The 12,108-nt window shown below is 71.4% G+C and carries 14 protein-coding genes; 7 read left to right on the top strand and 7 right to left on the bottom strand.

Annotation, left to right across the window (positions count from 1 at the left end; all coding sequences use genetic code 11):
• The first annotated feature begins 759 nt into the window (after window positions 1-759).
• Window positions 760-1,101 (top strand): hypothetical protein, encoded by a 342-nt coding sequence (locus ACFU5O_RS11115; protein WP_384238868.1) that lies wholly within the window; start codon window positions 760-762, stop codon window positions 1,099-1,101.
• A gap of 21 nt (window positions 1,102-1,122) precedes the next feature.
• Here ACFU5O_RS11115 and ACFU5O_RS11110 read toward each other — a convergent pair whose 3' ends face one another.
• Entirely contained in the window at window positions 1,123-1,494 is a 372-nt protein-coding gene (locus ACFU5O_RS11110; protein ID WP_384238866.1) for an ArsR/SmtB family transcription factor, read from the bottom strand.
• Window positions 1,495-1,742: 248 nt separating this feature from the next.
• On the opposite strand from ACFU5O_RS11110, the gene ACFU5O_RS11105 reads away from it, so the two are divergent.
• Both ACFU5O_RS11105 and ACFU5O_RS11100 read left to right on the top strand, forming a co-directional pair.
• The gene (locus ACFU5O_RS11105; RefSeq protein ID WP_384238865.1) at window positions 1,743-3,104 is read left to right on the top strand and encodes an NAD(P)-binding domain-containing protein; all 1,362 of its coding nucleotides are present in this window, start codon (window positions 1,743-1,745) and stop codon (window positions 3,102-3,104) included.
• A gap of 304 nt (window positions 3,105-3,408) precedes the next feature.
• On the top strand, window positions 3,409-3,678 hold the full coding sequence (locus ACFU5O_RS11100; protein WP_384238863.1) for a WhiB family transcriptional regulator: 270 nt from the start codon (window positions 3,409-3,411) through the stop codon (window positions 3,676-3,678).
• A gap of 95 nt (window positions 3,679-3,773) precedes the next feature.
• On the opposite strand, the gene ACFU5O_RS11095 is transcribed toward ACFU5O_RS11100, so the two are convergent.
• Complete coding sequence (locus ACFU5O_RS11095; RefSeq protein WP_384238861.1) at window positions 3,774-4,547, bottom strand: SDR family NAD(P)-dependent oxidoreductase; 774 nt, start codon at window positions 4,545-4,547, stop codon at window positions 3,774-3,776.
• Window positions 4,548-4,731: 184 nt separating this feature from the next.
• Here ACFU5O_RS11095 and ACFU5O_RS11090 point away from each other — a divergent pair, with 184 nt between their 5' ends.
• Together ACFU5O_RS11090 and ACFU5O_RS11085 are read left to right on the top strand one after the other, a co-directional pair.
• The gene (locus ACFU5O_RS11090) at window positions 4,732-5,277 is read left to right on the top strand and encodes a hypothetical protein (protein WP_384238860.1); all 546 of its coding nucleotides are present in this window, start codon (window positions 4,732-4,734) and stop codon (window positions 5,275-5,277) included.
• 288 nt (window positions 5,278-5,565) lie between these two features.
• Window positions 5,566-5,688, top strand: coding sequence for a hypothetical protein (locus ACFU5O_RS11085; RefSeq protein WP_384238858.1), 123 nt, complete (start codon window positions 5,566-5,568; stop codon window positions 5,686-5,688).
• A 195-nt stretch (window positions 5,689-5,883) separates the two neighbouring features.
• Here the strand turns inward: ACFU5O_RS11085 and ACFU5O_RS11080 are convergent, their stop codons facing one another.
• From ACFU5O_RS11080 to ACFU5O_RS11070, 3 genes are all read right to left on the bottom strand, one after another.
• Entirely contained in the window at window positions 5,884-6,660 is a 777-nt protein-coding gene (locus tag ACFU5O_RS11080; protein ID WP_384238971.1) for a Mut7-C RNAse domain-containing protein, read from the bottom strand.
• A 135-nt stretch (window positions 6,661-6,795) separates the two neighbouring features.
• Window positions 6,796-7,353, bottom strand: coding sequence for a GNAT family N-acetyltransferase (locus tag ACFU5O_RS11075; RefSeq protein ID WP_384238856.1), 558 nt, complete (start codon window positions 7,351-7,353; stop codon window positions 6,796-6,798).
• Between the two features lie 48 nt (window positions 7,354-7,401).
• Window positions 7,402-8,373: a DUF6597 domain-containing transcriptional factor gene (locus ACFU5O_RS11070; protein WP_384238854.1), complete on the bottom strand. Its 972-nt coding sequence runs from the start codon at window positions 8,371-8,373 to the stop codon at window positions 7,402-7,404.
• A gap of 63 nt (window positions 8,374-8,436) precedes the next feature.
• On the opposite strand from ACFU5O_RS11070, the gene ACFU5O_RS11065 reads away from it, so the two are divergent.
• Entirely contained in the window at window positions 8,437-9,024 is a 588-nt protein-coding gene (locus ACFU5O_RS11065) for a TIGR03086 family metal-binding protein (RefSeq protein WP_384238852.1), read from the top strand.
• An 85-nt stretch (window positions 9,025-9,109) separates the two neighbouring features.
• Here the strand turns inward: ACFU5O_RS11065 and ACFU5O_RS11060 are convergent, their stop codons facing one another.
• On the bottom strand, window positions 9,110-9,421 hold the full coding sequence (locus ACFU5O_RS11060; RefSeq protein ID WP_384238850.1) for a hypothetical protein: 312 nt from the start codon (window positions 9,419-9,421) through the stop codon (window positions 9,110-9,112).
• 365 nt (window positions 9,422-9,786) lie between these two features.
• On the opposite strand from ACFU5O_RS11060, the gene ACFU5O_RS11055 reads away from it, so the two are divergent.
• Window positions 9,787-10,902: a magnesium and cobalt transport protein CorA gene (locus ACFU5O_RS11055; RefSeq protein WP_384238848.1), complete on the top strand. Its 1,116-nt coding sequence runs from the start codon at window positions 9,787-9,789 to the stop codon at window positions 10,900-10,902.
• A 254-nt stretch (window positions 10,903-11,156) separates the two neighbouring features.
• Here the strand turns inward: ACFU5O_RS11055 and ACFU5O_RS11050 are convergent, their stop codons facing one another.
• The gene (locus ACFU5O_RS11050; RefSeq protein ID WP_384238846.1) at window positions 11,157-12,032 is read right to left on the bottom strand and encodes a glycosyltransferase family 2 protein; all 876 of its coding nucleotides are present in this window, start codon (window positions 12,030-12,032) and stop codon (window positions 11,157-11,159) included.
• Between the last annotated feature and the right edge of the window lie 76 nt (window positions 12,033-12,108).

The raw sequence follows: 12,108 nt of genomic DNA, 5'->3' as shown, positions 1-12,108 counted from the left end.
AGCGGAGGAGAAGCACCCCACCTGGATCTGCCGATTACTCCGAGTTACTGACAATCAGTGTGTGCCGACCGGGGGTGACTGTCGATCGGCTGCGCGCGGGTCAAACTCGCCCCTGGGATCGGACGTGGAATCCGACCGGTCGGAACGAGGAGCGCGTACATGGGTCCTGCCAACAGGACAGGGTCCCGACTGGGACCGCTGCCTCGTCGAGCCAACTGGACCGCGGGCGGCGTGATCGCCTCACTCGCGCTGGTGCTGGCGTCCGGGCTCGTCAGTCCGGTCGAGGTCGTGGCTCAGAGCAAGGGCGAACGCGCGAGCGTGTCGAGCGGCCCGGGCGGCGGAGACGGCACGTGCAGGGACGGGTCGGGCCGCGGCGGCAAGGACAGGTGCAAGAGGGGCCCTACGGGCGCGACGGGGCCGACGGGTGCGACCGGCCCGACAGGATCGACCGGGGCTACGGGGTCGACGGGATCGACCGGGGCTACGGGGTCGACGGGATCGACCGGGGCTACGGGACCGACCGGGGCTACGGGGTCGACGGGGTCGACCGGGGCTACGGGACCGACAGGACCGACCGGAGCTACGGGACCGACCGGGGCTACGGGATCGACCGGGGCTACGGGATCGACCGGAGCTACCGGGCCTGCCGGGTCCACGGTCGATGTCGGTGCGAGCATCTTCGCCGCCGAATCTCAGGCCATCCCGACCAACGCCGAGACCCAGATCACTTTTAACGGCGCTGCCTACGACACGGACACGATGTTCGACTCGGCGAACTCGACGCTGGAGGTCAACACCGCCGGGCGCTACCTCCTCAAGGGGAGGATTCTCTGGGACTTCACTGCGAATGACGAGGGGCAGCGTCAGCTTCGTATCTCCGTCAACGGCAGTGTCGTCGCCTTTGACGGGCAGGACACCGCGGACGACCCGGTCGGCATGGGCACCTCGCAGGACGTGTCGACGATTGTTCAGCTGAATGTCGGTGACGTGATCTCCCTCAGGGTCTTCCAGACCACCGGAAGTGTGGCCACCTCGAACTGGCTGTTCACGGGAGAGACCAACGTGGCTCCCCAGCTCCAGGCGGAGTGGCTCGCGCCGTAGGCCAGGCCCCCGGTCCGACCATCAGGCGCCGTAGTGCCGCAGCATCTGCCCCATCGCGGCCGGCGCGGAGGGTTCAACCCGGTAGTACACCCAGGTGCCCCGCCGCTCCGAGGTGAGCAGGCCCGCCTCCTTCAGCTTCTTCAGGTGGTGGGAGACGGTGGGCTGGGAGACGCCGACGTCGGAGATGTCGCAGACGCACGCCTCACCGCCCTCGTGCGCGGCGACGAGAGAGAACAGACGCAGCCGGACCGGGTCACCCAGCGCCTTGAACATTGCCGCCGTGCGTACGGCTTCCTCCGCCGTCAGCGGGCGCTCGGTCAGCGGCGGGCAGCACGGCGCCACGACCTCGGGGGCCTCGGGCTCCAGCAGCGGCAGCACCTCAATGTTCGACATCTATCTATGTTGACACACGTCGAACCAAGCGCCCAGGTGCTGTCGTACCCACTGCGACCTGGTGAGATGCGCGGCCACACGGCAGGCGCCGCGTCGGGAGGCGGGGTGGGCCGCGCTGGTGGGACATCGGGAGACTCCATCAGCGATCGACCTGTTTTGACGGATGTCTATGTTGACGTTCGTCGAAGCAGCAGCCATGCTGGCAATGCGATCCATCGACAGACGTCGAAACAGAACGGGGAGTCAACGTGAACGCGCCCACCGAGGCCCTGCCCACCGTGGTGATCGGAGCCGGTCCGATCGGCCTGGCCGCCGCCGCCCACCTCGCCGAGCGGGGCCTTGCGCCCCTGGTCCTGGAGGCCGGGGAAGGCGCGGCCAGCGCCGTGCGCGAGTGGAGCCATGTGCGGCTGTTCTCCACTTGGACCGAGGTCGTGGACCCCGCCGCCGAGAAGCTCCTGGCCCCCACCGGCTGGGTGAAGCCCGACGGCAACGTCTGCCCCACCGGCGGCGACTGGGCCGCCGAGTACCTCCAGCCGCTGGCCGACGTGCTGGGCGACAAGGTCCGCTTCGGGGCTCGCGTCACCGGCGTCTCCCGCCTCGGCCGCGACCGCGTCGTGGACGCAGACCGGGAACAGCAGCCCTTCACCGTCCACGTCCTCAACGCCGACGGCTCCGAGGAGCGGATCACCGCCCGCGCCGTCATCGACGCGTCCGGTACCTGGTCCACCCCTGGCCCGATCGGCGGCGACGGCCTCCCGGCCCTCGGCGAGCACACCGCATCCGATCGCATCTCCTACCGCGTCCCCGACCTCAAGGACCCAGCCGTCAGGGCGCGTTACGCGGGCAAGCGCACCGCCGTCATCGGCTCCGGTGCCTCCGCCTTCACCGCCCTCGCCCACCTGGCGGACCTCGCCGAGGACGTCCCCGGCACGCATGCCGTCTGGATCCTGCGGCGCGGCATCGGCGGATCCACTTTCGGGGGTGGCGAGGCCGACCAGCTCCCCGCCCGCGGCGCACTGGGCCTCGCGGCCAAGGCCGCGGTGGACAACGGGTACGCCGATGCCGTCACCGGTTTCCGTACGACCGCGCTCGAGAAGAGCGGCGAGCAGCTGGTCCTGGTGGCCGAGGACGGCCACCGCCTGGACCCGGTCGACGAGGTCATCGTTCTCACCGGCTTCCGCCCCGACCTCTCATTCGTTTCCGAGCTGCGCCTCGGGCTCGACGAACGACTCCAGGCCCCCGTTGAGCTGGCACCGCTGATCGACCCGAACGTCCACTCCTGCGGCACCGTCCACTCCCACGGCGTGGGCGAACTCTCGCACCCCGAGAAGGACGTCTACCTCGTCGGCATGAAGTCCTACGGCCGCGCCCCGACGTTCCTCGCCATGACCGGCTACGAGCAGGTGCGCTCCATCGCCGCCGCCCTGGCCGGCGACCAGGAGGCCGCGGAGCGCGTGGAGCTGACTCTCCCCGGGACGGGCGTGTGCGGCGGTGCCGGTCTGTTCGACGAGCCCGAGACCGTTCAGGCCGGCGACGGCGGCGGCTGCTGCGCCGCCCCCAGCACGCTCCAGATCGGCGTCGGCGCCCCGGCCGCATCCGGCGGCTGCTGACACCTGACCCACTCATCGAACCGGAGGCTCATGTCCCGCGCGCAGCTCGCCCGAAGCGAGGAGCGCGGTGGCGTCTTCACCGGCGGCGGACGAGTACGCCGCGGTGAACCCACCGTGATGTGAACCCAGTTGTAGCCTCGACGGAGCGGGCCGGAAGATGAGCCGGAGGGCCCGGCCGCGGTCCGGGGCACCAGGTCGATTTCGGCCGGATCAGACGTTCGCGCGCATCGGTAGTTTCAGCGGCCGATCGTCGGCGACCCGAGAAGGGACCGACAAACGTCTGTGAACGGAGGAGGCGCTCCCTGTGGAGTACGAGAACTGGCGTCAAGAGGCGGCATGCCTCGACGAGGACCCCGACCTGTTCTTCCCCATCGGCAACACCGGTCCCGCCCTGTTGCAGGTGGCCGAGGCCAAGGCCGTCTGCCGACGGTGCCCGGTTCGGGAACAGTGCCTGGAGTGGGCCATGGAGCACGGTCAGGATGCGGGCGTGTGGGGCGGACTCGGCGAGGACGAACGGCGAGCGTTCAAGCGCCGGACGGCCCGGCAGCGGTCCCGGACGCGGAGCGCCGGCTGAGGAGGCCGGGGCGCCCTACCGCTCGTCGTGCGGTGTCCGCCGCTGCAGCGGCCGACGGCCGAGGTGGGGCATGCGACCTCGGAGCCGTGGGGTCCTCAGAGCTCTCGGTAGATCTTGGTGTTGGACGCCTGGGCGCGGGGCCGGACGATCATGAGGTCGATGTTGACGTGGGAGGGACGGCTCACGGCCCAGGTGATCGTGTCGGCGACATCCTCGGCGGTGAGGGGTTCCGCCACACCCTCGTAGACCTTGGCGGCCTTCTCCGTGTCGCCGCGGAAGCGGGTCGTGGCGAACTCTTCGGTCTTGACCATGCCCGGGGCGATCTCGATGACGCGGACCGGGGTGCCGACGATCTCGAGTCGGAGGGTCTCGGCGAGGACGCGGGCGCCGTGCTTGGCGGCGACGTAGCCCGCGCCGCCTTCGTAGGTGCCGTGCGCGGCCGTCGAGGAGAGAACGACGACCGTGCCGTCGCCGCTGGCGGTGAGGGCGGGGAGCAGGGCCTGGGTGATGTGGAGCGTACCGAGGACGTTGACCTCGTACATCTGGCGCCAGTCGCCGGGGTCGCCTGTCGCGACCGGGTCGGCGCCGAGTGCTCCTCCCGCGTTGTTGACCAGCACCTTTACCTGGCCCCGGCCGGAGCCCTCGAGCGAGGCGGCGAAGGCGTCGACCGCGGCACGGTCGGTGACGTCGAGGGTGTGGGCCGCGGCCTGGTGGCCGGCGTCGGTGAGTTCGGCGGCGAGGGCCTCGATACGGTCCTTGCGGCGGGCCGTGAGGACCACGTGGTAGCCCGCGGCGGCCAGGCCCCGCGCTGTCGCGGCACCGATACCGCTGCTCGCTCCGGTGACGACGGCGATGGGGGCGGCGGTCATGGCGGCTCCTCGGTGAGTGATCGGTACCAGTGGCCACTGATCAGGATATGTGGTGGCCATCGGCTCCGCGGCGGCGGACGTGATCATCGTCCGCCGCAGGGCGGACCGTGGATGCCGATGTCTGCGGACTCGCCGAGCTGACAGGGAGTCAGCCCTAAAGGTTGATAATCGGTATCTTTCGGGCATGCAGGTGATGCGTGGAACTCTGTTCGCGGCGGCCACCGCGATGGCGGTGGTCGTGTCGGCCGCGGGCGCGAGTGCGGGCGCGGGCGCGGGCGCCGGCGCCCGCACTGCGGCGGCGGACGGGGCGGCTGTGCTCTCCGTGGAGGAAGCCGCGATGCCCGTTACGGAGGCGGATGTGGCGCACCACGGCTATGTCTCGCTGTGGGACGGCCGGGTCGCCGTGTGGCTGGAGAGCGACAACCATGGCCCGTCACCCGTGTCCGACGCGACCGTGCGACTGATCTTCTCGGTGCCGCCTACGGGCGGCGGGCCGCTCCCTTCGGCGTGTCTGTGGGGCGGGGACCGGGTGGTGCTGTGCCGGACAGGCGCGCTGAGGGCGGGCAGCACCGGGAAAGGGATCATGCTCGATCTGCGGGTCGCAGGACGGCCCTCCGAGATCGTCATGGATGTCGCAACGGCATGGAACGGCGGTGCGGTCGACATCAATCACGCCAACGACGAGCACGCCGTGCTCGTGCCGGCAACGGGCGACGGGTACGTCTTCTGAGCCGTGGCCGGGAGGCTGAGGCGCGGACCGGGGTCCGGCTCTGCGGTCCGGGCCCGAGGTCCGGGCCGGGGTCCGGCTCTGCGGTCTGGGCCCGAGGTCCGGACCGGGGGTCCGGCTCTGCGGTCCGGGCCCGAGGCCCGGGCCGGGGTCCGCTTCCCGGCTCTGCCCCGAGGCCTGTCGGACACGGCCCTGGGGGCGTGGCCGCGGGGTCGCCTCGCGGGCGATCCCGCGCACCTCGTCCAGATGGCGCCGGCTCGCTGTCTGCCGTCTGCCGTCTGCCTCGCGCCCATGGCGGCCGGCCTCTGCCTCGTCCCCGCCGAGGCCCCGCGCCGGGCGGCGCTCGCCACCTCTCAGATCCTGGGGATGGCGCTCGCCCGCCATGTGCTGCACATCCCGCCCGCGTCGACCTGACCAGGGAGGACGTGACCGCCTGGCCGGCACCCACGATTCAGCGGTACCTCACCGCGGAGAGCCCGTGAGCAGGCCGTTCCCGCGTCCGACGGGCCGGTTCGTCCCGTGCTGCATCCCGTCGGTTGCGTCCCGTGCCGCCGGCAGCCCGGAGCACGGAGGCCGGGGCTCGCACGGCCGCGAGGAAGACGAAAGACCCTAGACGGCCGCGTCGCCGAATTCGCGCATTGCGCCCTCGACGATCGCCTCCAGCCGGGCATGGTGGGCGCCCCGCCAGTAGACGCGCTCGCACGCCGTGCACTGGGCGAACACGTCGTAGGAGCGCTGCGTGCCCTGCTCCAGGTGGTGTTCGACGGTTTCCTTGTCCGTGTCCGCGAGTGACCCGTTGCACGCCGTGCAGCGGGTCCACGGCGCCAGAGCGGGCGTGAACCGCTGAAGCACGTCACGGAGCTGATCGTCGGGGCGGTCGCTGTAGATGTACGCCCCTGCCCACAGCTCCCGGCGGCGCAGCAGGCCACGGTCCCGGGACAGCATGACGCGTTGCTGGCGCGCGGAGAGCGCGGCGAGCGCCGCGTCCCCGATGTCCTCGCTCTCGTACGCCGCGTCGACGCCCAGCAGCCTCAGCCGCCGGGCCAGGGTGCCGAGATGGACGTCGAGCAGGAAGCGCAACGGTGCGCCGGGCACCTGCTGCGGACGGTCGATGCCGAGCACTTCGACGTGCTCGCCCGAGGCGGGGACGTGGGAGACCTGGACCGGGCGGCCGTCCACCAGCAGCCGCCCCGCTTCGGTGAGCGGAACACCGAGCGACTCGACGACGTGACCGAGCGTCGAGGCCCCGTCGGTGACGTGCGGCGTCCGTCCGTCGCGGCGCTCCGCTGCGACGAAAAGCCGCAGTTCGGGGGCGAAGCTGATGTGGATCTCGGGTCGTGTCACGCCGCCAGCATGCCACCGGGCCACCCGCGCCAGCCAGGGCATTCCGTGGCAGTGCCTCGTGCGGGCCCGGGCGTCGGCGCATGCCGCAGCGACGAGGTGTGCGGCGGGCACGGGAACCCGGTCAGCTCCCGGGGCCAGGTGGTCCGGGTGGACCGGGAGACCGGGAGGGGCCGGTGATCAGGAAGGGCCAGATGGATTTGGGTGGTCCGAAGGGAGGACCAGCAGATCGATGCGCCAGTTGTTGCCGCGCATCGGCCTGCCCGGTGGGTATTCGAACTCGCACTCACCCAGCAGCGAGAAGCCTGCCCTGCGGCAGACGCTGTTCGACGGAGCGTTGCCGACGGACGGGAAGGCGTGCAGATAGCGGTGCCTGGCCGCCGCCCGCGCCTCCGCGACGACCGCGCGCGTGGCCGCCGTGGCGACCCCGCGCCCTTGGAAGCCGGGCAGGACGCTCCAGCCCGTCTCGTACACCTTCTCCCCCTGCCAGGTGGACTCCCAGAAGCCGATGGAACCGACGGCCTCGCCGCCGTCCGTGAGCACCACCCGGTACATCCGGCCGCCACCGGTGCGGTCCGCGGTCAACGCCACGTACCGCCGGTGCCGCTCGGCAAGCTTCTCGTCCGATTCCGGGCCGCCGAGGTGCTGCATCAACTCCGGTGCGTTCGCCGCCTGGAGCAGGGGGAAGTCGCCCTCCGCCCAGGGCTCGATCCGTACCGCCGGTGTGCTGTCCGCCATGTCCCGCACCGTACGCCCCGCGTCTGACAACTGCCGGGCCGACGGCCCTCACCTGGGCGGGTGAGCGGCGTATGCCGTCGGGGGCACCCCGACCGTCGCCGTGAAGTCCCTTACGAGATGGGCCTGGTCGCTGTAGCCGAGCTCGGCCGCGAGAGCCGGCCAGTCCGGTTCGCCGCCGGTGCCCGGCCCGTCCGCCTCGGCGCGCTCCAGTGCCTCGTGGATGCGATAGCGCAGGATGACCCACTTGGGGCCGACGCCGACGTACGCCGCGAAGAGCCGTTGCAGCGTGCGCTCCGACACTCCCTCGGCATCCGCGAGTCGGGCGACACGGCGGATCGTGCGGTCGGTACGGACCTGTTCGACCAGTGCCATCGCGCGCTCGGCCTGTGGATCGGCCGCAGGGCCGAGCCCGAGCAGGAACGAGTCGAGCGCCGCGACCCGCGCGTCCTCGTCGTCGGGTTCGATGACGGCCCGAGCCGCGCCCTCCGCACTCGCTGATCCGGCCGGACCCGCCGCCATCGCGAACACGTCGCCCACCGGAACCCGGCGCCCTGTCCACTCCGACACCACCCGGCCCGGCGCAAACGGCCGGAAACCGCCCGGCCGGAACTGGACACCGCAGACCCGGCCCCGTCCCGCCAGCTTCTTCGTGAAGAGCTCGAGGCCGACACCCGCGACCTCGCCCCAGGGCTCCTCGTCCCCGTAGCGCTGGAAGACGACGTTCACGGAGGGATGCGGGACCACATGGGAGGCGTACGGCTCGGCGAGGTCCCAGTCGATGAGCCAGTAGTGCTCCAGATAGGGCCGCAGCGGCTCGGCCGGCTCACGGCGCCGGAAGCGGACCCGTGCGAAGAGCTCCGGGGCGTCGACGATGCCCCGGGTGTCGCGTCGCGGACCGCCCGACGGTGCAGGACCGCCCGACGGTGCCGGACCGCCCGATGGTGCCGGACCGCCCGTCGGCTGCGGTTCGCGCGATGGATGCGGACCGGCCGTCGCGCCCGGTTCGCTTCTCCTGCCCATGGCCGGAATCCTATGTCGCGTTTGTTCAAGACGCGGAGGTCCGCGGCTGCCAGCGTCATCGGCATGAAGGCCATCAGTGAACTGCTCGAAGCCACCACCGTCCGTGCGATGCCCGTCGTCCAGGGGGTGACGGCGCAGGACATGACAGCGCCGACCCCGTGCCCCGAGTACGACGTACGCGCCTTGATCAATCACCTCCTCCACGTGATCGTCAACTTCCAGGCGCTTGCCGCCAAGCAGGACTCCGACTTCTCCACGACGCCCGACCGCGTCTCCGCCGGCGACGGGTCCGGCGTCGGCGACTGGCAGGGCCTCTTCGAGGACGAGACGCGGCGCCTCGTCAAGGCCTGGGCCGCTCCGGACGCGGAAACGGGCACCGCGGGCACGCTCGGGCTACCGGCCAGAACGGTCGGGCACATGGTGCTGCTGGATCTGACCGTGCACATCTGGGACCTCGCTCGCGCGACCGGTCAGCCGTACGGACCGGATCCGGAGGTCGTCACCGAACTCGGTCCGGCGGTCGAGGAGATGGCCCCGACGGCCCGGAAGTGGGGGGTGTTCGGCGAGCCGGCCGGGGTGCCGGAGGGCGCGTCCCCGTTCGGGAGGCTGCTGGCGGCGACAGGGCGCGACCCGCGGTGGAGCCCGCGCTGATACGACCCGCCTCTGCGCCGAGGTGACCCGTCAGCGGGCCGGCCCCCTGGCCGTGCCGTCCCCTGTGACGCCGCGCAGCACGCCGTCACACGTGCCCCGGCACTTCCCGACGCCTGTTGTCGCCCAGGCTGCCGTGCACCTGGGCGTGCACATCGCCGTCGCCGTGCACGTGGCCATGGGCGGCCTCCTCGTAGAACGCCGCGAGTCGCGCGTACGCCTCCGCCACGACTTCCTCGGCCGCCACCAGCATCTCCCGCTCCGCGAGCCGGGCCGCGGCGTGCGAGTACGGCGGCGGCGTCGCCGGGCGTCCGCGCCGCCACCAGCTCTCGCACACCGCGTAGATGCCGCCTGCGCAGACCGTCAGCGGGATGCACAGGGCCAGCAGGACGTCACCCACGCCGGGGCCTCCTTGGATGTCAACTGGATGTCGAGCGGGACGTCGCCTTGATGTCCGGATATCCGGTTGTCATGACACCGTTTCGCGCGCGGGAAGCGGCATGGGACGCGATGACATGACGGGTGCACCCACGACGGGGTGCACTGTGGACATCGGCGGTCGCGGCGGTCGGCTGGAGGCGGGTTCACCGGTCAAAAGGATGTCCGGATAGCCGCACGGCGGGATCGCGGCAGGACCCGCCCGCAGGCCACCCCACTGCCTCGACCGGCCCGCGCCCGCGAACCGGCCGTCATGGACAAGCGACTTTCGGTCGGAGAAGGTGGCTGGGGAAGACCCCCAGAACCGCTCGGGAGCCTGCGTTGTCGATGATCCGCAACCTGCGTCGCGCGGTACGCCGTGCGTACCGTCGTACCGTCGATCTGAGCCACCCGGCCAGGTCGCCGCTCGGCAGCGCCGTCGTCAACTGCGTCGGGTACGCGGACGGCGTCAGGCAGACGGGAAGTTGCCCGGCCGAGGAGGCGCTGCGCCGCGTGCGCAAGGAGAACAGCGCGGCTCCCGGCAGCAACAGCTTCGTCTGGATCGGTCTGCACGAGCCGACGCACGAGGAGTTCGCCTCGCTCGCCGAGCTGTTCGGTCTGCACCCGCTGACCGTCGAGGACGCCGTTCACGAGCACCCCCGGCCCAAGGTCGTGCCGTACGACGACACGTTGCTCGCCGTCTTCAAGACCGTCGGTTACGCGGAGCACGACCAACTGACGGCCACCAGCCAGGTCGTGGAGACGGGCGAGATCACGGTCATCACCGGACGGGATTTCGTGATCACCATTCGGTACGGGCGGCACGGATCGCTCGGCCCCTTGCGTGAGGCTCTGGAGACCGTCCCCGAGCAGCTCGCCAAGGGGCCTTCGTCCGTGCTGCACGCCGTCGCGGACTTCGTCGTCGACGGGTACCTCGCCGTCGCCGATGCCGTGCAGGACGACATAGACGCCGTCGAGCTGGCCGTCTTCTCCGAACATGCGGGGCGTGGCGAGGCGGGCCGCAGCGAGGCGGGGCGGATCTACCAGCTCAAGCGGGAACTGCTGGAGTTCAAGCGGGCGTTGTCCCCCTTGAACCGCCCCCTGGAGGCCCTGGCCACCCAGCCTGCCTCACTCATCGCCCCGGACATACGGCCGTACTTCAGGGACGTCTCCGACCATCTCGCCCGGGCCGGTGAGCAGATCAACGGATACGACTCGCTGCTTGACTCGATCCTGCAGGCGCATCTGGCGCAGATGACCGTCGCCCAGAACGAGGACATGCGCAAGATCACGGCGTGGGCGGCGATAGTGGCCGTACCGACGATGGTGTGCGGGGTCTACGGCATGAACTTCGAGCACATGCCGGAGCTGCGCTGGACCTACAGCTACCCGGTCGTCCTCTGCGTCATCGTCGTCGCGTGTTTGGTGATCCACCGCGGCTTCCGCCGCAACGGCTGGCTCTGATCCCGGGCATCGGACCGCGCCTGCCGCACCGCCCGGTGGCACCGGGGGCATCTTTCCGTACGCAGCCGTCTCCCGTACTCAGCTGCCTGCGCGCCGGTCTGTGGTGCCGGGCACGCTTCGCGTACGCGGCCCGCCCAGGGTCTTTCGTCCGGATCAGGCCGGGGCCGGTGAGTGGGGTCCGGCGGTGACCGACGACAACGCAGCGAGGTGCGGCGCCAGGACACGCGAACCCGGCAAGACCCGAACGGGCGGCCCTAGATCACCGGCGGTCGTCCGAGCCGTGCCATCCGGACGACCGTCCTCCACCGCATCGGCCTGCGCGGACCGCAAGCGGTACGCACGCCTTCCGCGAAGCCCGCGAACCAGGCCCGCAGGCCGCTCGCCGAGCGGGTCCTGGCGACCGTGAGCACGATCCAGACACCCAGATAGACGGGCACGAGGAGGGCGGGCAGCCGGCGTTTGGCCGTCCAGACGCGGTTGCGGGCGGTCAGGCGGTAGAAGTTCGCGTGCCGGGCGGGGGAGGTGCGCGGGTGCTGGAGGACGAGCCGGGGCTCGTAGACGATCCGCCAGCCGGCATCCAGCGCACGCCAGGCGAGGTCGGTCTCCTCGTGGGTGAAGAAGAACGCGTCCGGCCAGCCCCCGATCTCGTCCAGCATCCGCATCGACAGGCTGTGGCCGCCGCCGAGGAAAGTGGTGACCTCCCCGCCCCGCAGCGGCTCGCCCGCCCGCAGCCGGGGTACGTGGCGGCGCTGGGTGAGGCCCGTCTCGTCGGCGATCCGGAAACTCACGATTCCGAGCCGGTCGTCGGCGGCGTGCAGTTCGGCGACACGCGTGAACACATCGGGGGCGATCAGCAGGCCGTCGTCGTCGAGGTCCACGAGAACGTCCACGTCCCCACGGGCACGGAGTTCGTCCATGGCGATGTTGCGGCCTGCGGTGAGGCCCACGTTCTCGGGCAGCTCCACGCCGATGAAGCCTTGCGGGAGTCCGGGCAGCGGCGTGCCGTTTCCGACGACGACGACCCGGGCTGCGGGGATGTCCTGCCCGGCGACCGAGTCGAGCAGGGCGCGCAGTTCGGCGGGCCGGTTCCCCATGGTCAGGACGGCGACGCCGATGCGCGGGTGAGGCACGGACGAACTCCCTCGGTCGCGGCGGGCGGTGGCGGCGATGGTAGCCGCCCGTCGGCGTCTGCCGCGCTCGTGACGC

The organism is Streptomyces sp. NPDC057445 (genome assembly GCF_042802855.1).
Taxonomy (GTDB): Bacteria; Actinomycetota; Actinomycetes; order Streptomycetales; family Streptomycetaceae; genus Streptomyces.
Note: the sequence above shows the minus strand (reverse complement) of the source record. Positions and strands in the feature narration are given on the sequence as shown.

Coding starts and splice junctions, on each gene's coding strand:
- ACFU5O_RS11065 (WP_384238852.1), top strand. CDS start 8,437: ATGAAGGCCATCAGTGAACTGCTCGAAGCCACCACCGTCCGTGCGATG.
- ACFU5O_RS11095 (WP_384238861.1), bottom strand. CDS start 4,547: ATGACCGCCGCCCCCATCGCCGTCGTCACCGGAGCGAGCAGCGGTATC.
- ACFU5O_RS11080 (WP_384238971.1), bottom strand. CDS start 6,660: ATGCCCTGGCTGGCGCGGGTGGCCCGGTGGCATGCTGGCGGCGTGACA.
- ACFU5O_RS11070 (WP_384238854.1), bottom strand. CDS start 8,373: ATGGGCAGGAGAAGCGAACCGGGCGCGACGGCCGGTCCGCATCCATCG.
- ACFU5O_RS11085 (WP_384238858.1), top strand. CDS start 5,566: ATGGCGGCCGGCCTCTGCCTCGTCCCCGCCGAGGCCCCGCGCCGGGCG.
- ACFU5O_RS11110 (WP_384238866.1), bottom strand. CDS start 1,494: ATGTCGAACATTGAGGTGCTGCCGCTGCTGGAGCCCGAGGCCCCCGAG.
- ACFU5O_RS11055 (WP_384238848.1), top strand. CDS start 9,787: ATGATCCGCAACCTGCGTCGCGCGGTACGCCGTGCGTACCGTCGTACC.
- ACFU5O_RS11075 (WP_384238856.1), bottom strand. CDS start 7,353: ATGGCGGACAGCACACCGGCGGTACGGATCGAGCCCTGGGCGGAGGGC.
- ACFU5O_RS11115 (WP_384238868.1), top strand. CDS start 760: ATGTTCGACTCGGCGAACTCGACGCTGGAGGTCAACACCGCCGGGCGC.
- ACFU5O_RS11090 (WP_384238860.1), top strand. CDS start 4,732: ATGCAGGTGATGCGTGGAACTCTGTTCGCGGCGGCCACCGCGATGGCG.